Below are 26,157 nucleotides of genomic sequence, written 5' to 3'. Positions count from 1 at the left end.
TTAAGCGAATCATGTGAGAATCAGGCCGGCGACCCCGCCGAGGATGAGCAGACTGCCCACTGCAGTCCGCACGGTGATGGCCTCGCTGTTGCGGAAGAGGGCGAGGCTGGCCGGGATCACGAGCACCGGGATCGCCGCCGCGACGACCACACCGACGGCCACCGGGATGTGCCGGGTCGAGGCGATGAGGGAGATCTGCGCCGAGATCGTCAGCACCCCGGATAGTCCCCACAGAGCCACTCCGACTCGGTCGGCCTCGCGGATCCGCTGGATCAGCGTGCGCATCCGGGTGTGCAGCAGCAGATAGGCTAGGGTCGCCGCGATCGCGCCCAGGAAGCCGCCGAAGACGGCCTCGTTCCAGTCGCGGACCGCACTGCTGCGGATGACGTTTCCAACGGCGTAGGAGCCTGCGCCGACCAGACCGAGCATGAGCTCACGGCGGGGCAGCGTCCCGCTTCGGCTGGCTGGCGGCGCTTCGGCTGGCCGGCTGTCCGACGGCTGGGCGGGCGCCGTCCCGGTCGGCACGTCGCCGGTGCCCGGCGCCACGGTCACTGCAGCCCGGGCCGGGACCTGCGAGGTGAGGTAGAGCCCACCGACCACCAGCGCCACGAACAGGATCGCCGACGGCCCGAGGACCTCCCCGAGGAATAGCCAACTGATGATCCCCGCGACCACCGGATTGGTGATCTGCAGTGCGCTGGCCCGCGACGGCCCGATCGTCTGCACTGTCCGGAAGAACAACCGGCGGCCGAGATAGGCGGTGAAGAGCCCGCCGATGACGAACATGACGAACGGCCGCCACTCGATGTGGAAGGGCTGCGCGCTCAGCCGGCGTTCACCCAGGAACAGCAGCCCGGAGAACACAACGTTGCTGGCCAGCCCGATCAGGAAGCCGATGTCCTGGCCCAACCGGGGGGAGGCGATCTTGACCAGCAGGACGTTGCTGCTGAACAGCGCCAGTGCCAGCAGCGCGAGTGCCTCACCCACGGCGGCGGCCGGTCATCGGACCATGCTGTAGGCCTCTCACGACGCGACCCCTTCGCTCAGCAGCCCGGTGTCGGACCGCGGTGAGGTGGGTCCCGCGAACAGGAGGGACTTGATCACCAGTGGCACGACGTTGGCGGGTTGGATCGGGTCGCCGATGTCGACGTAGTCGAACTCCTGCAGCGTCAACCCGTCCAGACAGACCAGCGGCGATTGGATGCCGAGTTCACGAGTCAGCAGGTGGCCCAGCGATTGTGCGACGTCCCGGTCGAGCAGCACCACCAGTGGATGGCCGCTGTTCAGGTGCGGCCTGAGGCCTGCCACGATGCCCTCCGCAAGCGCGCGCAACCGGGGATAGGCGGGGTCGCCTTGCCAGCGGAACGCGACCGCGACGGGATCCTCGGCCCCAGTGACGTCGAAGCGCCGGGCGGCCGCTGCTATCGCCGCCGCCGTCTCGTCTGCCGACACCGCCCCCGACAGGTCGAGGCGGGGGTAGAGCACCGGGAGGTTGCGCAGGGGCAGCACCGTCGGGCCGGAGAGCCCGGAGGTGTTGCCGCTGACCTGCACCGAGAACTGGGAGGCTCCGATGACGGTTGCCCGGATCCGGTGCCGTACCACCCGCCGGGTCAGGTCGAGCCGGCCATCGCCCAGTGCGCGGCGGATCGCCTCGGCCAGCGGCCTGGCCAAGTCACCGAACCCTGGGACGGATCCCTCCTCGTCGAGGTACTCGGCCACGCCGCCGGAGAAGCTGATGGAGGTGGGGCGTGGGTGGAGTGGCCGGTCATCGACCAGCAGCAGGTTCGCCGGGTATCCGCTCGGAGGCGTGTTGCCGTGGATGCAGCCGAGGAGCACCTCGACGAACGCCTCGACCAGCCGGGCTTCGTCGGTCCGGGACAGTTGGTCGCCGAGTCGAAGCGGGACACCGGCGGCCTGGGCCATCTGCATCGCCGGTCCCTCGACGCGCACGACGCGGCGGCCATCCAGGGCCACGAGTCGCCCGCCCACCGCCACGGCTGCGGTCCCCAGGACGTCGCCGCCGGCCAGCACCGCCAACTTGCTCGTCCCACCCCCGATGTCGACGTGGAGCCGCACCCCCGGCTCCTCCCGCGATGCGGCCACCGCGCCTGAGCCGTGCGCGGCCATCACGGCTTCAAGGTGGTGGCCGGCGGACGCGCAGACGAACTTCCCGGACTCGGCAGCGAACAGGTCGGCGATGGCCCGGGCGTTACGTCGCTTCAGTGCCTCACCGGTGAGCACGACCGCGCCGCTGTCCACTGCGGAGCGCTCCAGGCCGGCCTGTCGATAGCAGCGTCGGACGAACTCGTCCAGCACGTCGGCGTCGATGGTGTAGTCGGCCAGGTACGGGGTGAGCAGGACCGGTGATCGCCACAGCACCTCGCGGTCGACGACCACGAACCGGCTGGACAACGCCTGCGCCTGCCGCTGCAGGTGCACGCGGGCGAACATCAGGTGCGAGGTCGAGGACCCGATGTCGATGCCGACGGTGGTCAGCTCGACGTTCTCAAGCCGCCACAACTCGGACTCCACCGCGGCAAGGTCCTCGTGCGCGGGTGGGGGGTGGTGATGGTGGTCGGCCACCTCAGGCACCAGAGCCGAGGACCGCGTCCATCCTCGCGGTCAAGCCGCGGCGGGCGAGCTCGTCGATGTAGAGCTGGTGGATCCGCGGGTCCTGGTGCTCGTACTCGATCTGACGGCCGCCGTCGCGGACGCTGACGTCCATTCCCATGAACGTCTTGCGCTTGTCCGTGGTGAACGGGTAGCGCAGCCCGCCCATGGCGACCGCCAGGTAGCGCGCGGGCTCAGGGCTGGTGTTGAAGTGCTGGTGGAACATCATGTCCGGCGGGGCGTAGACGACGCCGTGGCGCCAGTCGACGCGCCGGAACTCCTCGTCACCCTCGTACCAGAGCAATGAGTACCCGTTGCCGGTCACGGCGTAGACGTGGAAGTCCGCGCCGTGCCGGTGGCCCTTCTTGTAGGTGCCGACGGGCATCTCGGAGATGTGCGCGTGCATGGTGCCGTCGGCGAGCACGAACATCATGTTGCTGCCCCCGGCGCCCCGGGCCGACCAGTGCTGCAGCTCGAACGTCGCGAGGTCGGGGACGAAGTTGGTTTCCCACATGTGCCGCCCGGGCCGCATCTTGATGAACTCGCCCTCGCCGGTGAAGAAGCGGTCGTCGCCGAGCCGCTCGGGGAACGAGCCCGAGTGGTCGAAGACGAAGTCCTCGCTGTGCACCAGGTTCATCATGATCGGCAGGCTGGTGGTCGAGGCGAAGCGGGCCGGTTCAGAGCCACTCGCGTTGAAATGCCGGTAACGGGCGTTCAGTGGCAGCGCGAACAGGCTCTTGGGGCCCCACTCGAAGCTATGGGTGCGGCTCCCGTCGGCGCTTTCGATGGTGGTGCTGCCGGTGCCGGACAACACGTAGACCACCTCTTCGTAGAGGTGGCGCTGCGGCTCGGTGCTACCGCCCGGCGGGATCTCGACCACGACGACATCGATGAAGTCGCCCCGCCCCTTGAGGTGCACGAACGCACCGTGCGCGCCGAGCCGCGCCCACGGTGCGGTCTCGACCGCCAGCAGGTCGACCCCGAAGTCCTCGATCACGGGGATCCCCTCGCCCGCGGTCCAGTCCAGGTACGGGTCGGTGAGGAACCTCGGCGCTGTGCTTGCTTCGATGGTCACGGAGAAACCCCCTGTGGTTCAGTGCCGATCGATGGGTGTGCTCGTGCGGTCAGTTCGTGACCGGGACCGCCGGTGGCTTGGAGTGCAGCAGGCCCCAGATCTCGCGGGCCGTCTCCGCCAGGCGGTCGCTCTGCTGGAACTCCGCAGTGCGCGGATGTGGCTCCGCAATGTCGAAGACCTTGACGAAGCGGCCCGGGCGCGCCGCCATCACGAAGACGCGATCGGCCTGGAAGACGGCTTCACGGATGTCATGGGTGATGAAGATGGTCGTGGTACCGGTCTCGGCGACGACCCGCTGCAGATCGCGCTGCAGCTTCTCCCGTGTCTGAGCGTCCAGCGCGCTGAACGGCTCGTCCATGAGGAGCACCGAAGGCTGAATGGCCAGCGCCCTGGCCAGGTTGACGCGCTGTTGCATACCCCCCGAGATCTGGCTGGGGTAGTAGTCGGCAAAGTCGGTCAGGTCGGTCAGCGCGAGCAGGTTGGCCACCCGCTTACGGCGCTCGGCCTTGCTCGACGGCCGGTTCTGCGTGGACCGGAGGACCTTGAGATCGAGCCCGAAGGCCACGTTGCGCTCGACCGTGCGCCACGGGAACAACGACGCCCGCTGGAACACGAAGCCGGTCGCGACGCTGCCGGGCGCCTGCCCGTCGACGAGCACCTCGCCGGAGCCGGCGTCGTCGAGGCCCTGGATGATCCGCAGCAGGGTCGTCTTCCCACAGCCGGACGGGCCGACGATGGAGACGAACTCGCCCGGGCGCACGTCCATCGAGACGTCGTCCAGCACGTGCAGCGGCTCGCCCCGTGGGCTGGTGAACCGCTTGGTCAGGGCGCGCACCCGCACACCACCGACGCCGTCGATCCTGGGGGGGCCGTCCGAGGTCGTCATAGCTTTCCCTTCACGTCGAGCTGCCAGGGCGTCAACTTCCGTTGCAGCGCCCGCAGCGCCCACGTGAGCACGACCCCGAGCGCCGCCAGGACGAAGACCCCGACGAACACTGCTCCGGTCTGGAACAACTGCGACGAGGTCAGGATGAGGTAGCCCAGGCCGGCCTGGGCGCCGAAGAGGTCGGCCACGACGATGCCGACCAGAGCACGGGCTAGCGCGAGCCGCAGCCCGGTGAAGATATAGGGAAGTGACCCCGGCAGGTCGATGCGGCCGAAGACCTCGCGTCGGTTGGCCCGGAACGCGATTCCCACCTCACGCAGGTCCCGCTCGACCGCATGCACGCCGTCGATGGTGTTGATGATGACCGGGAAGAAGGCGACCAGCGCGATGATCGAGACGTGCGCGGCATCGCCGAAGCCGAGCCAAACGACGAACAGTGGGGCCAGCGCCACGCTGGGCGTCGCATACAGCGCGGTCAGCCACGGGTCGCCGTAGTCGTGGGCCCGCCGGCTGGCCCCCATGAACAGTCCGAGCGGGATCGCGATCGCGACAGCGACGAGATAACCGAGCATGAACTGGTACATGCTGACCCAGAAGTGCCGCAGCAGCTCCCCACTCAGGGTGAGCTGCCAGAACGACTGGGCGATGGCGCTCGGCGCCACGATGATCACGGTGCTGGGCCGGAAGACCCGGACTGCCGCTTCCCACAGCGCGAACACGACCACGACCGAGACCAGACCTCGGCGCAGGGAAATCTGTCCGAGCCGGCTGGGCCGGTTGCTGCCGCCCAGCAGCGCGGCAATGCCGGTCCGTTCCGGTAGCTGCCTGCTCCCGAACGCGGACGGCGACACCGGCACCGGCCGGGTGGCCGACTCTGGGCCGTGATGGTTCGTGCGTTGATGCTCAGCCACCGAGCCGGCCGTCGGATCCCCGCTGTCCATCTGCTGTCATCCTTTCCGTCGGCTCTGAGGAGAATCGACCGGGTATTCCTGCTCGAATGGCGGCTGGATCACTGAGCGGGCGGATTCGTGGCCAGGCTGCGCTGGGCGTCCTCGAGGTAGGACATGTCGATCAGGCCTGACGGGTCCATCTTCTGCTTGAGACCGCCGAACTCGAGGAACGCGTCGGCCGAAGTCTGCAGGGCGGCGGCGTCGATATGGGCATCCTTCGGCATCGACTGGCCCACCGACGGGCCTTCGAGGAAGAGTTCCTTGATGGCGCGCTCCATGTACCTGGGTTCCACCTGCAGCCCCTTCGACGTGAGGTCGACGAGACGCTGGGTCATCGCCGGGTCATACAGAGCGTTGATGACTCGCTGATAAGCGCGCAGGAACCGGCGCAGCTCCTCCTTGTGCGACTGCGCCCAGGACTGCTTCACCGTGACCACAGCAGCCACCAACGGCGGAGCTCCGATGTCGTTGGTATTCCCCAGGTCGACAAACCCGCCGCTATCCGCCGCTTGATAGTTGATCGGCAGTCCGAGTGGTACGGCGGCAACACGGTTGGCCTGCAAGGCGGCGAAACGTTTGGCGGTACCTCCCGTGACGATGTAGTTCAGGCGGTTCACGTCGACGCCGTTGGCCTTCAGCGCCTGGCGCATCGTGACGGTGCTGATGGACTGCAGGGCGGACACTCCGATGTCCTTACCTGCGAGGTTCTGGAAGGAGGTCACGCCTGGGGAGGCGACCACGTTCCAGATCGATCTGTTGGCGGCGGCGGCGACGAACTTGAGGTCGGCGCCCTGCTCGGTCGCCGTGAGGCCCTCCGGCCCGCCCAGGTAGGCGTCGATCGAGCCGCCGAGCAGCCCCTGCACGGAGTTCGCGGTGCTTTCTCCGACCGTGATGTTGACGTCGAGTTTCTCGTCGTCGAAGTAGCCAAGGGCCTTCGCCAACTGTGGGTAATAGGTCTGGAGCACGAGCGACTGCACGCCGACGTTCATCGTCAGGCGGCCGCTCGAATTCGCGCTTCCGCCACTTCCGCAACCTACGAGGGTGGCGGTGGCGATGAGCAAACCAGTGATCACTGCGGTTGTGCGGCGGAGCCGCCCGGTAGCGCAAACGACGAGGTTTGACATCCTGACTCCTTTGTCTGGACCGCTGGATGTCTATCACGTACCTTGACTATCGGCAAGGATAATGTTCAATCTCCAGAGTATCGTCAGCAGTGAGCAACTGAACCGCGTCTACCCGGGTCGTGAACTCGTCGGCGACCGGATCCCGTTGCGGCGGCGCGCTCAAGGTGCTGGGGTGTCGACCAGTGGCTCCTGTGACTGGCGCGACCGGCCGCCCGACCTGTCAACGCCGGCCCACTGCGTCCGCTCCGCAGACTTCGGCCCACACATCCCCTGGAAGGCCCGACGGGCGGGGGCACCCAGGGCCTCGGCGAAGTTGATCTGGCCGTTATGTGAGTGGGTCGAGAACCCGGTGCGGATGGCGGGCGACGTCCCGCCACGCCCGGGCGATGTTGGTGGCGCCGTGCAGGCGGTGCAGGCTGACGGCGAGGTTGCGCAGGGTGGCCATCACCGCGGGGCCGGCGCCGGTGCGAATCTGGGGGTGGTCCTCGGCGAGGACGACATCGCGGATCCAGTGCAGCCGGTTCTCGATACCCCAGTGCCCGCGGATGATCTCGGCCGTCGACGTTCCGGCGTAGCCCTGCTCGGCGAAGCACCGCAGCGCGGCGTCCCGGATGCGCGCGGACGGCCTCCTTGAGGACCTGGGCCATTCAAGCCGCCCGGGCCAGCCAGGCCGTGTCGGGCGTGACCGCCGGACGCCGACCCACGGGGCGGCCGCCTCGAGCTCGTAGGCCAGCGCCAGCAGGAGCCTGTCCGCGCCGGGCCGGACGGCGAAGTGGATGCCGACCGGCAGCCCGTCGTGACGGCCCAGCGGGACCGACATCGCGGGGCAGCCCGCGGCGTTGTGGACGGGGGTGTAGCCGACGGCGTGACCCGGCGGCCAGGGGGACGGGCGAGCGTCGGGCTGAGCCCGACGTCACAGCGCTCGAACAAGCGCAGGTAGGCCTGGCCGGCGTCGGCGAGCGCGTGCTCGCACTCGGCCTGCGCCGTCGGTCCCAGCGTCGCCGCCCACTCGATGAGGTCGAGGGTGGACGCTTCGAGCTCGCCGGACCGATGCTCCCGTGCCGAGGGGGTCCCGCCACATGTCACCCTTCGCGCATCCAGGGCCCGCGTGTCGTCACAAGATCAACGTCGGTGAACGCCCGAAGTTAGTGCAACAGCCGGCGGAAGTCGTCGGCGATACCCGCAAGGACATCTCCAGCAGCGTCTCCGAAGAACGCCAGAGTTTCGATCCGATCGAACCGGGTGATGTACTCGACCACGTCCCGCGGCGCGGTGAGGATGCTCGTCCCCACATCGGTGGCTGTGATGACGGCGCGCTCGTCGTGCAGGTCGAACGATGTCGTGGTCACGAAGTCGGCCTGGACGTGCCAGGGGATGATCCCGATTCTGACGGGGCCGGGGCAGCGGGCCCGGTCCGCCAGTTGGTCGAGCTGTTCGGCCATGCCCTCGGGGCCCAGTAGGTTCCAGCGGACCGCGCCCTCGGTGACGATCAGGGTGAACTGGCGGTCTCCCAGCTCGTTCAGCAGCTTCTGCCGCTCGAGCCGAGCAGCGATACCCGCTTCGACCTCCTCGGGCGGCCGGCCACTGGACTGGAAGATGACCCGAGCGTAGTCGGGGCTCTGAACGAGGCCGGGCACCATCTGCGGGCAGAACGTCCGAATGTGCTTGGACTCCCGCTCGATCTCCCCGTAGCGGCGCTGGTAGGTCGCCATGCCGCCGCGGAGGACGACCACCCGTGAGGTCCGCTGCTCGTGCAGCTCTGCAGCCAGGTCGACGAGGCGCCGGCGCTCCTCCGCCGACGCATCCAGCGCCCGCAGCAGCGCATCGGCATCCGCCTCTGTCGGAACGAGCTTTCCCTGGAGAAGCCGAGACACCTTCGCCCTGGAGAACCCGGTCGTGGCCGCGACGTCCTTGCCGGTCAGCCCGGAGGCCTCGAGTAGACGTCGGAGTGACCGGGACAGCTCGTCTCGGCCGGGCGGTTCGGTGCCCACTGGCCCCCTTTCTACGCAGCGTGGCGGTGGTATTGCCGGTGACGCTCCCACCAGGACGTGAACGGCTCGGCAGCGTCCCAGATGAATTCGGCAGCCACGATGTGCGCCGCCGGCTCGGTCAGGATTTCGAAGCCTTGGTGGCGCCCCTCGTCGCCGTAGCGGCTGCGGGCGACGTACTCGCCGTCGAGAACGAAAAAGTCGCCGAGCTCGCCGAGCTTGGCCAGACGATCGTCGTGGGCGAGGTCGAGGATCCGGACGTCCTCCCCTGCCTCCACGGTGTAGGTGAAGCCCCACTCGAACTCGTAGCGCTCGTAATCGGAGAGTTCACCCCGCACGAGGTGGACCTTCCGCCACCGCCGGCCGGCGTCTGTGTCTGCTCGGAGGCGCTTGAGCCACGGCTCCTTCGCGGCCGCGGTCGGTGCGTCCTCCCCCCGCAGATACCGCTGGAAGTCTTGATCGTCGGAGGCGGAGGCGTACGTGCTAAGCGTCTCCAGGCGGAACAGGTCGGTGGCGTGGTGGCGGCCGACCCACTCGCCGAACTCGTCGATGGTGAGGATCGGCCGGACTCCCTGGATCAGCCTGCGGGGCACCTCGACAGCGGACTCGTGCTCGGGCATCCGGAGGCGCTCTAGCGCCTCCGGATCGGTGACGGTCGATCCCTGGACGATCACGTTCTCCCCATCCGCGGTGTCGTAGATGCGCGGGCAGTCGAAGTTGTTCGGGCAGTCGTCGGCCAACAGCCTGCTGATCCTCATGGGGCTCCCCTCCCGCACCCGGATGTCCCGGTGCGGGCGAGTCTCCCGGGTCGCACGTTGACTGTGCAACCCCGCTTGACAGATTGCATGCTCGGTGTGCAATCTCAGATCGTCTCGTTGGTCGCCTGGGTTCCCCTCTCGGTACGACGAGACGACCGGTGCCGAGGCGACGTCCCCCCCTCGGGACCAGAGGAAGGCCCCGGCAGGTGCTGCGAACACCTGCCGGGGCCAGTGGATCGCACAACCCGTCATCACCAGGAGGAACGATCCGTGTCCATTCTCCCTCGTGCGCTGCGCCGTCCAGTACAGCGTCTCCGCGATCGTCTCGCCGCCCAAGACGCTGACGCCCTGGCCCGGGGCTGGACGGTGACCGCCGGCCCTCGTGGCAGCCGGACCTACCGGGACCCCCGCTGGGACCGGACCTCCGAGCTGCGCGCGCAAGCCGCTCTCGGCGACACCGCCGCTGTTCCGGCGGGGCAGCGGTGAGCGCCCGCGCCCGCGGCCGCTCGGGCCGCCGTCCCCGCATGCAGACCACCTCGATTACCTCGCAGCTCGATGGGCTGGCCCACGAGATCGTCGAAGAAGATCTCCTCGCAGGTTCGACCACGGGCCGCTACCGGGCGGTGTGTGGGGCGTGGGTTGCGCCGACGTCGATGACCGCCGCTCCCGGCCGGCCCTGCGTGGCCTGCACGGCCGCGCTGTCTCCGGCTCCGGGCCTCGCCGCCTCCGAGCAGCACTCCCGCTCGGTGCGGCGTGCGGTCTCGGGCTGGCTGCGCACCTGCTCAAACGCCGTGCACGGCTCGCCCCGGCGAGGTGCGCCGTCATGGACCTGACCTCACTCGGCCCGACCCGCCCCGCGTACTGCTGTCCTGCACGGCCTGTCAGCACCTCTGGACGCCGAGCCCGGCCGCCTGGAGCGACCCCAGCAGCACCGGGTGCCCCCGCTGCGGGGGCTGGACCTGGCTCGTCATCACCGACGCCCCCCTTCCGCTGCCCCGGGGCTCCGAGGAGACGACCCAATGACGGAGCTGAGCACCGGACCCCTGCAGCGGTGGCTGGAGAGCACCGGACCCGAGCACCGCGCCAACGGCCACCCCGTTGCCCCCGCCCTCACCACGGTGGGTTCTGAGGAGATCGAGGCCATCGATCCCGCGGTGGAGGAGAAGCTCACCGCGATGCGCCAGCAGCTCGCGCTGGCCCGCGGCAAGGCCGTGCTCCAGCGTGACGACGCCTGGTTGGACGTCTTGTCCGCCGGCGAGGTGGCCCGCGAGCGCTGGGCGGCGAAGCGCCTGCGCGCAATGAGCCGCCGCCAGCAGGTCTCCGCAGCCACGGCGACGGTGAGGTCGGCAGGGCGCGAACGCCGCGCCGAGCAGCGTCTGGCCCGCTACGAGCTGTCCGATCAGTTGTGGCAGCGTCGCGCGCTGGCCCGCCGAACCCGGCTGCTGGACCCGACCTCGCGGCCGGCGTCGCTGCAGCGCACCCACGTGTTCTCCACCCTCGCGCTGCTCGGGCTCGCCCTCGCCGGGATCGTGTGGACCTCGGCCGGGGTGCACGACGCCCTGGTCGGCCCGGATGGCTCACCGCTGGCCTATGTCGTCGAGCCGCTGTTCTCGCTGCCGCTGCTGGTGATCATGACGCTGCACGCGCGCGCCGCGCAGTGGGGCCGCACGTTCCCCGCGAAGACCCACCGCGGCAAGGTGTACGCGCTCGAGGTCGGGCTGCTCCTCGCGACGATGTTGATCAACACCGCCCCGGTGCTGCCGGGACTGGGCATCTGGCGCGACGCCACGACGCTGCTCGCGCACCTGGCCCCGCCGGTGCTCATCCTGGTCGCGGTCGTGCTCCAGCCCCTTGCGGCGTCCTTCCTGGCAGGGATCCTCGCCGAGGCCCACGTCGACGTCGCCGACGCCGGCGGCAGCCGGATGAGCGTCGACACCGTGAACACGCTGTCGATGGTGGTCAAGACCCGCAAGGCGATCGCCGGCGGTGAGCTGGAGCCCTGGGCCGATACCGGCCTGCCCAGCGTCTCTGCCATCGCCCGGTACTTCAACTGCGAGAAGCGCAAGGCCCAGGCCACCCATGACGCGCTGAAGATGCTCCGCCCCGGTGACGACGGCGGCACCGCCGTGATGGGGGAGTCCCAGTGACCACCTCGCCGACCCGGACCAGCACCCGGACCACCGTTGCTGTCGCCACCGCGGTGGCGGGTCTGGCGATCTACTTCATCCCGCTGTCTGTGCTGGTGACAGTGTTGATGGCCGGGGCCGGAATCTGCGCGTGGCGGCGGTTGCACCCGGCACACCGGTTGCGCCGCCGCCTCGGCGCCGCCGGCTGGTTGATGCGCCGGGAGCTGCGCCAGCACGCCGGGGCACGGGCGATGCGCGCCCACGCCGGGGTGACCCACCCCGGCATGCCCGCCCGGCGGCGGTCGCTGACCACGTACGGCGCGCGGGTGGGCACGCTGGTGTCCGGCCCGGTCGGGGTCCGCGGGCGGGCGGTGTATTCGCCCTGGTCGCGCGGGATCCTGGTGCTCGGCCCGCAGGGCTCGGGTAAGACCTCCTGGTTGGTCGGCCCGATCCTGGATGCCCCCGGGCCCGCCTACGTCACCTCCACCAAGACGGAGCTGGCCGACCTGACGGCGCAGTTGCGCGCCCAGCGGGGTCCGGTGCACGTGTTCAACCCGACCGGGCTCGGCGGGCTCGCCTCCACGTTCTGCTGGGATCCGGTCGCCGCGTGTGTCGATCCCGCCATCGCCGATGCCCGGGCGCGGGCCCTGGTCCGTGGTGGGGGAGGGGTGGCCGGCGCGGAGAACGCCGACTTCTGGGCCGGCAAGGCCGCGGAGATCATCCGCTGCTACCTGCTCGCCGCCGCCCTGCACCGAGCGGACATGGCCGCGGTGATGGCCTGGGCGCTCCACCCCGACGACCGCGCTCCGATCACGATCCTGCAGCAGCACGCACCGCGAGTCCCCCCAGGGTGGGTAGGCACGCTGCAGTCCAACCTCTCCGCCGCGCCCAACACCCGCTCGGGCTACTTTGCCGCAATGGTCCCGGCGGTGTCGTTCATGGACAACCCGCTGGTCGCGGCCGCGTGCCGGCCCCGAGTGGACAACCAGCTCGACCTCGACGCGTTCCTGGCCTCCTCCGGAACCCTCTACGTGATCGCCGGAGAGGATGACCGGCGCATCGCCCCGCTGCTGACCGCACTCACCGAGGCGGTGTTCACCGCCGCCAAGCGCCGCGCCGCCCGCGCACCCCGGGGCCGGCTGGACCCGCCGTTCGGGCTGTTCCTCGACGAGATCGCCAACATCACCCCCGTCCCGCTCGACACCTGGGCCGCGGACTCCCGCGGCTGGGGCATCACCGTGTGCGCGGTCGCCCAGGACCTGTCCCAGCTCGAGTCCCGGTGGGGCCGCACCCGCGCCCAGACCATCTTCTCCAACCTGCCCACCCGGGTTGTCCTGCCCGGGGTGGCGATCAAGGAAGACCTCGAAGCGCTGGCCTACCTGGGCGGGCACCGCGAGGTCACCCAGACCAGCGAAAGCCACAGCGACGCCGCCGACGGGCGCCGCACCCGCTCCCGCAGCACCTCCGTGGTGCGCGAGCAGGTGATCACCGGGCACACCATCTACGGGCTACCCCGCTGGCACGCCTACGTCCTCGGGCTGGGCCCGCACCCCGCCGTCGTCCGCTTCCAGCCCGGCTACCGCCGCTCCCGCGCCGAGCTGCGCCGCGCCCGCCGACACGACCCGGCCCTCACCGCCCACCACGGCGCCCAGCCGGGGGTGAGCGCGGAGACTGTTCCCGGTCCGCCCGCACCGGTGCAGCGTTCGGCGCCGGTGCCCGACCCGGTGAAGGAGACCGTGTCGCCCCGATGAGCACCTCCACACCCTCCGACCCGCCCGAGCGGCCGCGGACCGCCCCCGACGGCGGCCCCTACAACCCGGCGCCCGGCGCCGAGGCCACGGTGCTGGCCGAGGTGCGCCACCTGCGGGACCGGGTCGAGCGGGTCCACCGGCTGCACACCGAGTTGGCCTCCAGCGTCGCCGAGGAACTCGCCCCGGTCCTGGCCGAGATGCGCCAGGACCTCACCGACCAGCAGACCCAGCTGCGCCGGGTCCTGGGCCGGCTCGACGCCGAGCGCACCCCGCCGGTCAACTGGCCCGCTCTCACCGCCGAGCAGGCCGCCGAGCAGTGGGACCTGCTCGGCGGCTGGATCGCCGAGGTCCTCATGCCCTGGTACGAGGTCACCCGCGAACAACTCCCGGACTGCTGGGCGCTGCACCGCCCCGCGGTCGTCGAGCTGTCCTGGCTCCGGCTCACCTACGTACACGCCAACCTGCCCGCCGCCGAGCCCTACCTCGCCGCGGACTGGCACGCCCGCTGGCGGCCCGCGGCGATGGCCCGCGTCCGCGCGGTCATCTCTCCCCGGCTGTGCCGGCCTGGGGAACACCTGCTCACCGAAGAGGAATCCCGGCAACGACGCCCGGCCCCGCCCCCACCCACGCAGCCGTGGGAGCCTGGCGAACGGGAGCCGCTGCCCGACCAGCAACTCGCCGAACCGCGCCACTGGTGGGCCTTCTACCAACAGGCCGTCCACACCGACCTGGCGTGGCGCCGGGAACGCGACCAGCGCACGGCCACCGCAACACCACATGCGGAGGGAACGTCCCCACCGTCGTAACAACCAGCCCGACCCCATTGGCAGGCCCCGGACCGTTTGGTCCGGGGCCTGCTCGTCAAGGCGCCGGCCTATGTGGCGTTCGACCTGCTCGGCCACGACGGCGTCGACCTCCGCGACGAGTCGTATCAGCAGTGGCGCGACGCGCTCGAACGGCTTCTCCAGCAGTGGCTCCCGCCGGGTCTGGTGCTCACGCCGATGCCGCGATTCCGGACGTAAAGCCGGTGGACGACCGGGCCGCGCTGGCCGGGGATCGTGTTCGTGCAACGTCCAACTTTGGTCTGCGCGCTGATCTACCAGCGCCGGCTTCCGGCGTCCGTCCTGGATGACCTATGGCGCCTTGACGCAGGTCACGTAGCGCAGCCGTCTGAGCTGCGGAACGTAACAACGGGCGCGACAGCCGAGACATGATCACGACTCGTGTTCGTTGACGGAGGAGCGCCTTGTCCGAGGCGGAGGCCTGGCTGTCCGTGTGGGCCAAGACAGGGCGGGATCCGCTCGACACCACGGCGGTGACGCACTGGCTGCCGCTGCACCAGCATCTCGCCGACACCGCGGGGGTCGCGGGTCTGCTGGTGGATCGGTGGGTGTCCCCGCAGGTGCTCGCCCGGCTCGCCCGCGACTTCGATGGAGACGTCGCCGAGGTCCGCCGGCTGGTCAGCTGGCTGGCTGCTGTGCACGACGTCGGCAAGGCGAGTCCGGCGTTCGCGGTGCAGAACGACTACCTGGCCGACAGGATGCGGGACCGTGTGCTGGCGGCACCGCCCGGACTCAAGGACGACCCGCAGCGGTCGAGGGCTCGACACGAGTTCGTCGGCCAAGACGCTGTGCGGCGGTGGCTGGCCGACGAGCTGGGTTTCGTCTTCCGTGGAGCGGCCGCTCAGCTCGCCTGCGTCGTCGGCGCCCACCACGGCATCCCGTCGATGCTGAGCGACATCGTGCTGGTGCGTGAGCGGCCCGACCTGGAGGGTGAGGGCGAGTGGGAGCAGGCCCGTGTGGCGGTGCTGCGCTGGGCCACGGACCTGGTCGGTGGCCCAGCCGCCGTGAAGCGGTTCGCCGACGCCACGTTCGGGCGGCCGTCGCAGGTGCTGCTCACCGCCGTGGTGATCATGGCGGACTGGATCGCCTCGAATGACGAGCTGTTCCCCCTGGATCCGCTGCACACCGCGCATGGACCCGCGCGCCGGCCCGATCCGGGCCGGACCGCTGCCCGGGTAGCGGCCGGGTGGAAGGAGCTCGACCATCCGCGGCGCTGGTCGCCCCGGCCGGGCTCGCACGGTGTACATCAACGAGCGCTTCCAGACCGGGATCCGGGCCACCGGGTTCGGCCTCGGCTACAGCCTCGCCGTCGTGATCCCGTCGTTCTACGCCTTCTACCAGTCCGGCCTGTCGTCGTTCATGCCCGCGCAGTACACGGTCCTGCCGCTCTTGGTGATCGGTTCGGTCCTCATCACGGTCGGGGCGGCGATGGGGCCGGAGACCCGCGACGTCGACTTCGGCGCGGCGGTGCCCGCGGGCGCCGCCGAGCGGGCCTGATGCGGCTGGTCAGTCCCGGATCCAGGACCCGAGGATCATCATCGTCTTCGTGCCGGTGACGTTCCCGGTGCGCCTCAGATGGTCGATGCCCTGCTTGAGGTGGGCCATGTCGCGCACCCGCAGCCAGATGAGCGCGTCGGACTCGCCGGCCACGGTGAACACCGCCTGCACCTCCGGCAGCATCGACGCGGACCGGACGATCTCCTCGACCCCGGTGGTACCCAGGTAGCGCAGTTCGGTGAACGCCTCGATGCCCCAGCCGAGCTTGGCGTGGTCGATCTCGACGGTGAACCCGGTGATCACCCCGATCTCGCGGAGTCGGTCGACGCGGCGCTTGACCGCGGCGACGGACAGGCCGACCTTCTCGGCCATCTCCGAGTAGGTACGCCGGCCGTCCTGCCTCAGCAGTCGCAGCAGGGAGTGGTCGATCGCATCGACGTCGACGGACATGCCGGGGCCTCCTGTCGCCGCCCTGACCGAGGCTCGGCAGGGCCCAACCACGCAAGAAATATCGCTGTTGCGGACTGAAATCAATCGAGAATTGCCTCTTGCGGCCGAACTCCCGATAGGTACTTGCGTGCTCGGAAAGCGCGGCGGTGTGCTGTCGCACACCCCCCGGAACGTGCACGACCCGAAGGAGCACCTCGTGGGCACCCCCCTCACCACCGTGTCCCTGGACGACAAGTACACCGCCGACCGCGGCAGCGTCCTCATCTCCGGCGTGCAGGCGCTGGTGCGGTTGACCCTCGAACAGCGCCGGCTCGACGAGTCGCGGGGTCTCGACACCCGGGTCTTCGTCAGTGGTTACCAGGGCTCGCCCCTGGGTGGCGTCGACACGGAGATGGGACGCGCGGCCCGCTTCCTGGGCCCGGCCGGTGTCGTGTTCCAGGCCGGGCTGAACGAGGAGCTCGCGGCGACCGCGGTCGCCGGGACGCAGCTGCTGGGCCAGGTCCCCGGCCGCCGCCACGACGGCGTCACGGGATTCTGGTACGGCAAGAACCCCGGGCTCGACCGCGCCGCCGACGCGATCCGGCACGCGAACGTGGCGGGCACGGCCGCGCTCGGCGGGCTCGTCGCGTGGATCGGCGACGACCCGGGCAGCAAGTCCTCCACGATCCCCAGCTCGTGCGAGCCGATGTGCCAGAGCCTCTCGATGCCGCTGCTCGCCCCCGGTTCTGTCGCCGAGATCGTCGAGTTCGGACTGCACGCCGTCGCGCTCTCCCGAGCGACCGGTCTGTGGACCGGACTGAAGATCGTCGCCGACATCGCCGACGCGTCCGCGACCATCGACGTCGGAGCGCTACGGCACGGTGTCCCGGTGCCGGAGCGGGTGGACCGGGGCGCGCCGCCCACGCTCCTCGGCGCGGCGTCACTGGACGCCGAGCACGACATGCTCACCCGCCGTCTCGACCTCGCCCGCGCCTACGCCCGCTCCGCCGGGTTGAACACGGTCGCCTTCGGGGCCCGCACCGCGCGGTTCGGCGTGATCGCCGCCGGCACCTCCTACGCCGTCGTGTTGCGGGCGCTGGAGGACCTGGGCATCGACGAGGCAGTCATGGAGGATCTCGGTCTGCGCCTGATCCGCCTCGCGATGCCGTTCCCGGCCGACCACGACGAGCTGGCGGCGATGACCGGGGACCTCGAGCAGGTCCTGGTCGTGGAGGACAAGACGCCGTTCCTGGAGGGGCAGCTCAAGGAGGCGCTGTACCGCCGGGACGGCGCCCCGGTCGTCGTGGGGCGCCGCGACGAGCGCGGCCGTCCGCTGCTCACGGCGCGCGGGACGCTGAGCGCCGAGGAGGTCGCGCGGGCCCTGGGTGCGCGCATCGGGGCCGACCGGCTGCCACGCCGGGCGGCACTCCACCTTCAGGCGGTGAGCCCGCAGCGGCGCTCCCGCATCGACCTGCCGATGGTGGCGTCCCGGACGCCGTACTTCTGCTCGGGGTGCCCGCACAACACCTCGACCCGGACCTCGGACGACACGCTGGTCGGCGCCGGCATCGGCTGCCATGCGATGGTCGCCCTCGACGGTGCCGGCCGGGGCCGCCGGATCGGGATCACGCAGATGGGCGGAGAGGGCGCGCAGTGGTTCGGGTTGGCGCCGTTCACCGCCGACCGGCACTTCGTGCAGAACCTCGGCGACGGCACGTTCCACCACTCCGGGTCGCTGGCCGTCCGGGCCGCGGTCGCCGCCGAAGTCACCATCACCTACAAGCTGCTCTACAACGACGCGGTGGCGATGACGGGCGGCCAGCGGGCCGAAGGCCGCCTCGACATCCCGACGCTGACCCGCTGGCTCGCGGCCGAGGGCGTCCGACGCGTGATCATCACGACGGCCGAGCCCGACGACTACCGCGGGCAGACGCTGCACGCCGTCGCGACCGTCCGGCACCGGGACGACTTCGCCGAGGCCGAGCACGAACTATCCACCGTGGACGGGGTCACGGTGCTGATCCACGACGACCGCTGCGCCGCGGAGGAGCGCCGGCTGCGCAAGCGGGGCGTGCTACCCACCCCGGCCGAGCGGGTCGTGATCAACGAACGGGTCTGCGAGGGCTGCGGGGACTGCGGGGACAAGTCGACGTGTCTGTCGGTGCAGCCCGTGGACACCGAGTTCGGCCGCAAGACCCGCATCCACCAGGCGTCCTGCAACTCCGATCTCACCTGTCTGAAGGGCGACTGCCCGTCGTTCCTGCTCGTCGAGCCCGGACCGCGCCGGCACCGCGAGATCGAGCTACCGGCCGTGGAGTTGCCGGCGCCGACGACGCAGCTCACGGGCGACGACACCCTGCTGCGGATGCCCGGGATCGGAGGCACCGGTGTGGTCACGACGTCGCAGATCCTGCAGATGGCCGCACACCTCGACGGCCTGCACGCCGCGGGCCTGGACCAGACCGGCCTGGCACAGAAGGGCGGACCGGTCATCAGCGACGTACGGATCTCCAAGCAGCCCGTGGCCGGCGCCCTGCGCGCCTCCACCGGGACCGTCGACGTCCTGCTCGGGTTCGACCTGCTCGGCGCCGCCGCCGAGTCCAATCTCGACGTCGCCGTGCCCGGTCGCACGATCGCCGTCGTCAACACCGCCGTGGTGCCGACCGCCGCGATGGTGACCCACCGCGTCCCACTGCCGGGCTCACCGGACGAGGCGATCGAGCGCATCGAACGGGCCACCGCGGCCGCGGCCAACCTGTACCTCGACTCCCAGGGCATCGCCGAGGCGGTGTTCGGCGATCACATGCCGGCCAACATGGTGCTAGTGGGTGCGGCCTACCAGCACGGATGTCTCCCGCTGAGCGCCGAGGCGATCGAGCAGGCCGTCCGGCTGAACGGTGCCGCGGTCGAGCTCAACCTGACCGCCTTCCGCTGGGGACGCACGGCCGTCGTGGACCCGGGGGCCGTCGCGGCGGCCACCGTCCCGACGCCCCGGCCGACCGTCGAGATCGGAGCCTCGGCACGGACGATCACCGCGGCGACCGGCGCGACCGGCGCGCTGCACACGGTCCTCGCCACCCGGGTGGCCGATCTGGTGGGCTACCAGGACGAGGCCTACGCGCAGCGCTACGCCGACGAGATCCGCCGGGTGGCCACGCTGGCACGGACACAGGTCGCAGCCGCGGACGGCGACCGGATCGCCATCGCCTACGCCCGCGGCCTGCACAAGCTCATGGCCTACAAAGACGAGTACGAGGTCGCCCGGCTGCACCTCGACACCGTGGAACAGGCACGCTTGCACGACGAGTACGGCCCGGACGCCACCGTCTCGGTGTTGCTGCACCCGCCGGTGCTGCGGGCCCTGGGCATGAAGCGCAAGCTGCGGCTGCACCGCTCCGCCGAGCTGACGTTCCGGGTCCTGCGCGCCGCGCGGGCGGTCCGCGGCACCCGGCTCGACGTCTTCGGCTACGCCCGGGTCCGCCGGATCGAGCGGACGCTCATCGCCGAGTACCAGGGCCTGGTCCAGGCGGCGCTCACCCACCTCCGGGCCGACACCGTCGACGCGGTGACGGCGATCGCCGAGCTGCCCGACCTCGTCCGCGGCTACGAGGACGTCAAGCTCGCCGGCGTGGAGCGGTTCCGGGTCCGCGCGGCGGCCGCGCTGGCGGAGCTGGCAGACCGGGACCGCGGGGTCGCGCGCACCTGAGAGCGCCTCCTCGCGGCCGTCGGGTTCGACCGGAGACTGGTTCGATCACGGCCTCGACCGGTGTCACGTCGAGTTCGGCGGCCGCGGCGGCTCAGGGCGCAGCGTGTCGGCGACGGGATCGAGCGCCGCCGCCCTCGCGGCCAGACGCGGGACCGTCGACGGGCGTCGGCTCAGCGCTGCGAGGGTCGTGGATGCGCTGGTGAGGGCGTACTCGGCCGCCGCGTGTGGTGCGTGTGAGAACGGGTTCTCGCCGGATCCGTGCCGGGACTGCGCCCGGTAGCGCTTCTGCAGGCCCTCGTTGAGAGTGAGGGCGGTCATCGCCGCGAGCTCCGCATCGCACGTCCGGAACTCCCCGGAGGCGATGCCGTCACGGATGTGACCGGCCACATGGCGGACCAGCGCGTCGTAGTCGCGCCAGAAGTCGGCGAAGTCGTCGGGTTGCGCCTCGGCGAGCTGCTCGATCTCGGTGAAATCCCACGGGGACAGGCAGAGCTGGAGGGTGTCGTAGCGCAGCAGCCGGAAGAGCCGGAGCCCCGGTGTCCCGTCGCCGGCGGCCACCACCGAGGCGTGGGTCAGAGCCAGCCGGTTGACCGTGAGGGCCGCCTGCAGGATCTGCTCCTTGCGGCTGAACCAGTAGTACAGCGAGGACTGGCGCAGCCCGGCCGCCCGGGCGATCTGAGTCATCGTCGTGGCCGCGTAGCCCTGCTCGGTGAAGAGCTTCGCGGCGGCCGTCACGATCACGTCGGGCACCGGTCCGGCCGGCGGGGAGCCGTCGCGGCGGGGGCGGCCCAGTGGCCGGCGGGCGGAGGCCGAGCTGCCGGTCCCTGCCATCGTCATGACCCCCGTTCATGATCCGTTCCAGCGTACTGACGGCGCCCGGGCCCAGCGACGTCCGATCGGACACCACCGGGCCGGGGCTAGGCTTGCACCGCCGTACGGTCCCGGTGTCGCGGGAAGGACCTGACCAGTGACCAGTCTCGAGGCACTCGACAGTGCCCTCACCGCTGTACTGGGTGAGCAGCGGTTCGCCCCGGGGCGCAGCGACGCGGAGATCGAGGAACTGCTCCGCCCGTCCGGGCTGGTGCTGCCGGCCGAGGTCCGGGCCTACCTGCGCCGGCACGACGGCGTCGCGCCCACCTCCCGGGTGCTGGCGCCGTGGCTGATCGGGCACTGGCTGCCGCTGTCGTTGAGTGGGGCCCTGGCGGAGCGAGAGGTGCGGCGCGCGATGGCGTGCGAGGAGTTCGGGGGCGAACCCGACGACGCCGACGGCGTGTGGGGACCCGGCTGGCTGCCGCTGTTCCGGGCCGGCAACGGCTACATCCTCGCCGTGGACTGCCACGCTGATCCCGGTCCGGACAGCGGGGTGACCGTGCTGCGGATGGCCAGGGTCACGCCGGCACCGCCGTCGGTGCCCTCGCTGGCGGAGCTGTTCGGCTTCTTCACGCTCGCGCTGACCACCCGGGCCTGGGCCTGGGACGAGGCCCGGCAACGCTGGGTGTTCGACCGGGGGCGGCTGGCCGGCCATCCGCTCGCCCATGTGCTCTGACCACCGTTCACGCCCGGTCGCTGGCCGGATGTCCGGTTCCTCGGTGGCTTTTTCGATACGGTAGCGAAATTGTTTACCTGCAGGCTTGACCTGCGGCATACCATCCGTCCGGCTTCCAGGACCCGGATTGGTGGATGAGCAATGGACACGCCGGTGTCGACTTCCGTCGTACCCCGCCGCGTCTGGACCACGCTCGGCGAACCGGCCCTGCGGACGGTCGCCAGGATCGCCGCGGTCGGCGCCTCCGGTGCGCGTGTGGAGGACCGGGTCCAGCTGATCCTCGACGAACTCCGCACGGTCGTGCCGTACCAGGCGGTGATGCTCGCCGGAACCGACCCGGTCAGCGGCCGGACCCGGGAGGTCGTCCAGTCCGGGTACCCGGCGCGCCTGTCGGAGTACATGATCGGGGACGGCTTCCGGACCGAGATGATCGAGCCCTTCGCGCACAGCTTGCGGGGGTGGCCCATGCGCGAGTGCGATCTGCCGATGGACCCGCTGTCACTGCGGCCGATCGCCGAGCACCTCCGCCCCGCGGGCTACCCGGAGGGCCTGCTGATGACACTGACGGTCGACGACGACCGCGACGTCGGGTTCCTGATCATGTCGGTGGACGACGCCCGGACCCCGCCGTCGGACGAGGCCATCACGTCCATCGGGCACGTCGCCGCTCTGCTCAGCAATCTGGTGGACCCGCTCGGCGACGCGCGCCGGCTGGCCTCCGTGCTCGGCGACGAGCAGACGGCCGTCGCGATCCTGCCGGACGGCACCACTGCACCACTACGGGGCGCGGCCCCGCCGGACCTGCTGGACCGCGGATCGCGGTTGCGGCAGGCGGCGGACCGCCTGGCCCGCGGGCGGTCGGCGGACACCCCGTTCACCTGGCTGGACGACGAGGGCGCCTGGTACAGCTGCCGACTGCTGCGCTGCCGCGACGGGATCGTCGTCCTCACCATGACCGGCTGCGAACAACGCCACCGGCTCACGCGCCGGGAGCTCGAGGTCCTCACCCACCTGGCGGCCGGGAGCACCAACGACGAGATCGCCGCGGAGCTCGTCGTCACCACGCGGACCGTACGGGCTCACGTGGAGCGCGTGATGGAGAAGCTCGCGGTGGGCTCACGCTCCGGTGCCGTGGCCCGCGCCATCCGCGAGGGCCTGCTCATGCCCTGAGTGTGGGTGTGGCTATTCGGCCAATGTGCTCCGGATCACCGCCGCCATAGCCTCGCGTCGAGCGGGTGCCCGACCTGGCACCAGCACAGACGACTCGGCGAAGGCAGGTAGACCGGTGACTGAGGTTCTGAGCCGCCCGACGACGGACGGGGTGCGGGAGCTGGTGCGGCGGATCGGCGAGCAGGCCGCTCTGCCCCTGGAGGAGAGCCGCGCGCTGCCGGCCCGTGCCTACTGGGACCCGGAGTTCTACTCCTACGAACTCGAGCACATCTTCCGCAAGGACTGGATCTGCATCGCCCGGGTCGAGGAGGTGCCTGACAAGGGCAGCTACCGGGCGATCGACCTGGCGGGGGAGCCGTTGATCGTCGTGCGCGGCAACGACGAGCAGGTCCGGGTCTTCTCCCGGGTCTGTCGGCACCGCTACGCCGACCTGATGGGTGGTGAGCGCACCGACGAGGAACGGGTCAGCGGCTGCGTGGCCCGGTTCGAGTGCCCGTATCACGCGTGGATCTACCGGCTCGACGGCAGCCTGCTCAGCGCGCCGGAGATGTCGGGGCGGCCCGGCTTCGACAAGAACGCCAACGGTCTGCGCGAGATCCGCACCGAGATCTGGCAGGGATTCGTCTTCGTCAACCTCGACGACGACACCGACATCCCGTTCGACATGACCACCGTCGCGGAGATCCAGGACGGCTACGACCTCACCGACTGGGAGATCGCCTCGGTCATCGACTGGGGCGAGTCCAGGGTCAACTGGAAGATCGTCGTGGAGAACTTCCTTGAGGTCTACCACCACATCGGCATCCACAAGAACGTGCTGCAGCCGCTGTGGCGCCTCGGTAAGTGCCAGCAGGGCCATCTCACCGGTCCCGACTTCTACTACTCCCGCATGATGGCCGGCGCCGAGGTGGCGATCGGCGAGGAGGACGGCCACTTGCTGCACCCGCTGTTCCTGCCGGCCAAGCAGGGGCTGAGTGCGTTCCAGCGGTCGCACACGCTGCTGCTCGCGAAGTTCCCCGCCTATCTGTGTGCGCCCGGCCCGGACATCACGTTCTGGTTCCGCTCGCTGCCGACGGGCCCCGAGACCCACCGTCTCGAGATCCACCTGCTGGTGCCGAAGGAGAACCTCGGCGCCGAGGACTTCGACGCGAAGATGAAGGAAGCGACCGACTTCCTGAAGCTCGTGCAGGCCCAGGACGCCAGCGTCAACGAGGCCGTGCAGTCGTCGTCGAAGTCGCGCTACGCCACGGACGGCGTCCTGCAGACCCACGAGCAGCCGCTCTGGCAGCTCCAGAAGTACCTGGCCTCCCGGCTGCCCGCGCAGGACTGAGCGCGGCTGCTCCGCTCAGCCGCCGGGTGCGGCCCGTGTCCCGGCGGACGACCGATCGAAAGGAAAACCCGGACATGACTCAGCGTGAGGTCACGTGGATCTCGGGTGGCTTCGCACAGTGGGGCCGGCAGGTTCCACTGCGCGGCAGCGACCACAGGACCGTCGGCTACGAGGCCGATCTCGTCACGAAGCTCGTCGTCGCGGGCTCGGAGTCCCCGACCTACTTCCGCACCCTGTTCACCGGGCAGGACGAGGTCGCCCCGGACGGCTCGGTCCCGCGCGGTTACGGCGCGGTGCGCCTGGAGGACATGCACACCGACGAACTGCTGATCGGGCACGTCGACTGGTTCATCGAGGACGGGCGCGACAAGGGCACGTTGACCGTCGACGGCGGCACGGGCCCGTGGAAGGGCGTCACCGGCACGGTGTCGATCGACCTGGAGTTCGGCACGGCCCGTAGTGGTGACTCCGTGACCACCGGCGAGCCGGTCCGCGTCATGGGGTTCATCGAGGGCACCGGTCAGTTCTCCTTCCCGGACTGATCGGTACCGGTCGTCGCGGATCGACCCAGCCCGGCCCGGGACACGCCCCGTTTCCCGGGCCGAGAGCGGACCCGCGGCCGCCCTGCTCCCCCACTCCACCGGTCGACCGACCGGCACCGCTTCCGTCGAAGTTCGTCGAAGGGTCAGCCCCCCATGGTCGTGGATCCCCTGTCCTCCCGGTTCGCCCTGCACGAGGTCCGCTCCTGGCGTGGGGACGACAGCGGGCTCCTCGGACCCGCACCGTTCGTCCGGGAGACCCATGACGCCTACGCGCGCATCGGTGGCTATCCGGCCCGCGATGCGGGGGCCGCCGATCTCCTTGACCGACTTGCCGCCGCGCCCGGGATGCCCGCGTTGCGGGGACGCGGGGGAGCGGCCTTCTCGGCGCTGACGAAGATCCGGGCGGTCGCGCGCGGCGCTGTCACGGCGCCGAGCCCGCCTGTGGTGGTCGCCAACGGCGCGGAGGGCGAACCGCTCAGCGTCAAGGACCGCTATCTCATGCGCTACCGCCCGCATCTGGTGCTGGACGGGTTGCTCACCGTCGCCGCAGCCCTCGGCGCACCCGAGGCCTACGTCTATGTGGCCGACGCGGCGGCCCGGGCTGCGGTCGAGACCGCTCTGGCCGAGCTCGGGGACTCCAACCCGGCGACCCAGGTGCACGTCTTCGCGGCGCAGGACACCTACGTCGCCGGTGAGGAGACCGCCGTGGTGCGGGCCCTGACCACCGGCATCGCCCGCCCCACCGACAAACCACCCCGCCCGTTCCAGGTGGGTGTGCGGGGGGCGCCCACGCTCGTGCTCAACGTGGAGACGCTGGCATGCATCGCGCGGGCCGGTCAGCCCGGCGGGCAGGAGGCAGGCGCGACCTTCCTCGCCACGGTCTCCGGGGCCGGTCGGCCGCCGATCCTGTACGAGCTGCCCACCGGGTTTCCGTTGGGAGACCTGCTCCGTGAGCACCTGGGCCGCCAGGACTCCAGCCTCGACGTGCTCATCGGAGGCTTCTTCGGCGGGGTCATCCCGGCCTGGCCCGACCTGGAGCTCAGCCACCCCGGCGTCGCGCGCCGGGGCGCCGGCCTGGGCTGCGGCTCCCTACACCTCCTCGAGCAGCCTGCATGCCCCGTCGCGATCACCGCCGACGTGATCGCGTTCTACGCCAAGCACAACGCGGGGCAGTGCGGCATGTGCATGGCCTCGTCCACCGCGATCGCCGCCGCCCTCGCCGAGCTGGGCGATCCCCGCCCCGCCCCCAACTACGCGGCGCTGCTCCCGCGGTGGGCCGCCCAGCTGCGCGGCCGCGGCGCCTGCGCCGTGCCGGACGCGATCGCCGTGCTGCTGCGCGCTCTCCTGCGCCACCACCCGCAGACGGTGTCGCGGCACATCGCCACCGGGTGCGACCGGTGTCGCCGGGTCGAGAGCGACCCGCGATGGGCGCATCTCGTCGTCACCCTGCCGGAACCGACCGGCGAACCGACCGACCCGCGAGCCGCCGAGCTCGTGCCGACCGTGATGGGTGCTCGATGAGACTGCGTGTAGATCCCGTCAAGTGCCAGGGCTACGCCATCTGCACCGAGATAGCGGCCCGCCACTTCACCCTCGACGACTGGGGATTCGCGCAGGCGCTGGTCGTCGACGTGACCGAGGCCGACGTCGAGGCGGTCTCCGAAGCGATCGCCGACTGCCCCGTGCGGGCCATCCGGTGGATCGCGGGTCCCGGTGACGGCGGCGGCACGGCCGACGCCGCCGCCGGCAGTGCCGCGCCGCCGAGCCCGGCCGACTAAACCGAAGCCCGGAGAGTGGCTTTTCCGCCACTGTGCGGACCCCCGCACC

At 70.8% G+C, this 26,157-nt stretch carries 24 protein-coding genes and 1 pseudogene; 14 read left to right on the top strand and 11 right to left on the bottom strand.

The annotated features are described in order from the left end of the window. Positions 1–9: 9 nt before the first annotated feature. From HF526_RS08385 to HF526_RS08340, 9 genes are all read right to left on the bottom strand, one after another. Positions 10–987 carry an EamA family transporter gene (locus tag HF526_RS08385; RefSeq protein ID WP_169380778.1) on the bottom strand — a complete coding sequence of 326 codons (978 nt, stop codon included), beginning with the start codon at positions 985–987 and terminating at the stop codon, positions 10–12. A gap of 36 nt (positions 988–1,023) precedes the next feature. Further along, positions 1,024–2,583: an ethanolamine ammonia-lyase reactivating factor EutA gene (locus HF526_RS08380; protein ID WP_169380777.1), complete on the bottom strand. Its 1,560-nt coding sequence runs from the start codon at positions 2,581–2,583 to the stop codon at positions 1,024–1,026. Position 2,584: 1 nt separating this feature from the next. Further along, the gene (locus tag HF526_RS08375; protein ID WP_211176946.1) at positions 2,585–3,685 is read right to left on the bottom strand and encodes a cupin domain-containing protein; all 1,101 of its coding nucleotides are present in this window, start codon (positions 3,683–3,685) and stop codon (positions 2,585–2,587) included. A 49-nt stretch (positions 3,686–3,734) separates the two neighbouring features. After that, entirely contained in the window at positions 3,735–4,571 is an 837-nt protein-coding gene (locus HF526_RS08370) for an ABC transporter ATP-binding protein (protein WP_169380776.1), read from the bottom strand. Next, entirely contained in the window at positions 4,568–5,512 is a 945-nt protein-coding gene (locus HF526_RS08365; RefSeq protein WP_169380775.1) for an ABC transporter permease, read from the bottom strand. Before HF526_RS08365 ends, HF526_RS08370 begins: the two co-directional genes overlap by 4 nt. Positions 5,513–5,580: 68 nt before the next feature. After that, positions 5,581–6,645, bottom strand: a complete 1,065-nt coding sequence (locus HF526_RS08360; RefSeq protein ID WP_169380774.1) for an ABC transporter substrate-binding protein — start codon at positions 6,643–6,645, stop codon at positions 5,581–5,583. Between the two features lie 325 nt (positions 6,646–6,970). Further along, entirely contained in the window at positions 6,971–7,465 is a 495-nt protein-coding gene (locus HF526_RS37335; protein WP_211176945.1) for a TetR family transcriptional regulator, read from the bottom strand. A 325-nt stretch (positions 7,466–7,790) separates the two neighbouring features. Beyond that, positions 7,791–8,636 carry a Scr1 family TA system antitoxin-like transcriptional regulator gene (locus HF526_RS08345; RefSeq protein WP_169380773.1) on the bottom strand — a complete coding sequence of 282 codons (846 nt, stop codon included), beginning with the start codon at positions 8,634–8,636 and terminating at the stop codon, positions 7,791–7,793. An 11-nt stretch (positions 8,637–8,647) separates the two neighbouring features. Further along, positions 8,648–9,409, bottom strand: a complete 762-nt coding sequence (locus HF526_RS08340) for a DUF6879 family protein (protein WP_169380772.1) — start codon at positions 9,407–9,409, stop codon at positions 8,648–8,650. 506 nt (positions 9,410–9,915) lie between these two features. On the opposite strand from HF526_RS08340, the gene HF526_RS08335 reads away from it, so the two are divergent. The 7 genes and pseudogenes from HF526_RS08335 (at position 9,916) to HF526_RS35195 (ending at position 15,607) form a co-directional block, all read left to right on the top strand. Next, complete coding sequence (locus tag HF526_RS08335) at positions 9,916–10,224, top strand: hypothetical protein (protein WP_169380771.1); 309 nt, start codon at positions 9,916–9,918, stop codon at positions 10,222–10,224. 186 nt (positions 10,225–10,410) lie between these two features. After that, positions 10,411–11,538, top strand: a complete 1,128-nt coding sequence (locus HF526_RS08330) for a hypothetical protein (protein WP_169380770.1) — start codon at positions 10,411–10,413, stop codon at positions 11,536–11,538. Continuing rightward, entirely contained in the window at positions 11,535–13,268 is a 1,734-nt protein-coding gene (locus HF526_RS36840; RefSeq protein WP_169380769.1) for a TraM recognition domain-containing protein, read from the top strand. The genes HF526_RS08330 and HF526_RS36840 overlap by 4 nt, the downstream gene beginning before the upstream one ends. Then, positions 13,265–14,074, top strand: a complete 810-nt coding sequence (locus HF526_RS08320; RefSeq protein WP_169380768.1) for a hypothetical protein — start codon at positions 13,265–13,267, stop codon at positions 14,072–14,074. Before HF526_RS36840 ends, HF526_RS08320 begins: the two co-directional genes overlap by 4 nt. A gap of 36 nt (positions 14,075–14,110) precedes the next feature. Beyond that, positions 14,111–14,290, top strand: a complete 180-nt coding sequence (locus tag HF526_RS08315; RefSeq protein ID WP_169380767.1) for a DNA ligase-like domain-containing protein — start codon at positions 14,111–14,113, stop codon at positions 14,288–14,290. A gap of 251 nt (positions 14,291–14,541) precedes the next feature. Further along, positions 14,542–15,204, top strand: a pseudogene (locus tag HF526_RS37330) (CRISPR-associated endonuclease Cas3''); the annotation flags it as partial. Positions 15,205–15,349: 145 nt separating this feature from the next. Then, complete coding sequence (locus HF526_RS35195; protein WP_239028444.1) at positions 15,350–15,607, top strand: hypothetical protein; 258 nt, start codon at positions 15,350–15,352, stop codon at positions 15,605–15,607. A 9-nt stretch (positions 15,608–15,616) separates the two neighbouring features. Here the strand turns inward: HF526_RS35195 and HF526_RS08305 are convergent, their stop codons facing one another. Next, on the bottom strand, positions 15,617–16,057 hold the full coding sequence (locus HF526_RS08305; protein ID WP_169380766.1) for an Lrp/AsnC family transcriptional regulator: 441 nt from the start codon (positions 16,055–16,057) through the stop codon (positions 15,617–15,619). Positions 16,058–16,253: 196 nt separating this feature from the next. On the opposite strand from HF526_RS08305, the gene HF526_RS08300 reads away from it, so the two are divergent. Next, positions 16,254–19,742 (top strand): indolepyruvate ferredoxin oxidoreductase family protein, encoded by a 3,489-nt coding sequence (locus tag HF526_RS08300; protein WP_338051367.1) that lies wholly within the window; start codon positions 16,254–16,256, stop codon positions 19,740–19,742. A gap of 63 nt (positions 19,743–19,805) precedes the next feature. On the opposite strand, the gene HF526_RS08295 is transcribed toward HF526_RS08300, so the two are convergent. Further along, positions 19,806–20,579, bottom strand: a complete 774-nt coding sequence (locus HF526_RS08295) for a TetR/AcrR family transcriptional regulator (RefSeq protein ID WP_169380764.1) — start codon at positions 20,577–20,579, stop codon at positions 19,806–19,808. Between the two features lie 130 nt (positions 20,580–20,709). Between HF526_RS08295 and HF526_RS08290 the strand changes: the two genes are divergently transcribed. The 6 genes from HF526_RS08290 (at position 20,710) to HF526_RS08265 (ending at position 26,108) form a co-directional block, all read left to right on the top strand. Continuing rightward, the gene (locus HF526_RS08290; RefSeq protein ID WP_169380763.1) at positions 20,710–21,288 is read left to right on the top strand and encodes an SMI1/KNR4 family protein; all 579 of its coding nucleotides are present in this window, start codon (positions 20,710–20,712) and stop codon (positions 21,286–21,288) included. Positions 21,289–21,441: 153 nt separating this feature from the next. Then, positions 21,442–22,458: a LuxR C-terminal-related transcriptional regulator gene (locus tag HF526_RS36835; RefSeq protein ID WP_169380762.1), complete on the top strand. Its 1,017-nt coding sequence runs from the start codon at positions 21,442–21,444 to the stop codon at positions 22,456–22,458. A gap of 115 nt (positions 22,459–22,573) precedes the next feature. Next, positions 22,574–23,788, top strand: coding sequence for an aromatic ring-hydroxylating oxygenase subunit alpha (locus HF526_RS08280; RefSeq protein ID WP_211176943.1), 1,215 nt, complete (start codon positions 22,574–22,576; stop codon positions 23,786–23,788). Positions 23,789–23,862: 74 nt separating this feature from the next. Further along, positions 23,863–24,330 carry a hypothetical protein gene (locus HF526_RS08275; RefSeq protein WP_169380761.1) on the top strand — a complete coding sequence of 156 codons (468 nt, stop codon included), beginning with the start codon at positions 23,863–23,865 and terminating at the stop codon, positions 24,328–24,330. Between the two features lie 153 nt (positions 24,331–24,483). Continuing rightward, entirely contained in the window at positions 24,484–25,851 is a 1,368-nt protein-coding gene (locus tag HF526_RS08270) for an NADH-ubiquinone oxidoreductase-F iron-sulfur binding region domain-containing protein (RefSeq protein ID WP_169380760.1), read from the top strand. Further along, on the top strand, positions 25,848–26,108 hold the full coding sequence (locus HF526_RS08265; RefSeq protein WP_169380759.1) for a ferredoxin: 261 nt from the start codon (positions 25,848–25,850) through the stop codon (positions 26,106–26,108). The genes HF526_RS08270 and HF526_RS08265 overlap by 4 nt, the downstream gene beginning before the upstream one ends. Positions 26,109–26,157 lie beyond the last annotated feature (49 nt).

It is taken from the genome of Pseudonocardia acidicola (assembly GCF_012911935.1).
GTDB classification, from domain to species: domain Bacteria; phylum Actinomycetota; class Actinomycetes; order Mycobacteriales; family Pseudonocardiaceae; genus Pseudonocardia; species Pseudonocardia acidicola.
Note: the sequence above shows the minus strand (reverse complement) of the source record. Positions and strands in the feature narration are given on the sequence as shown.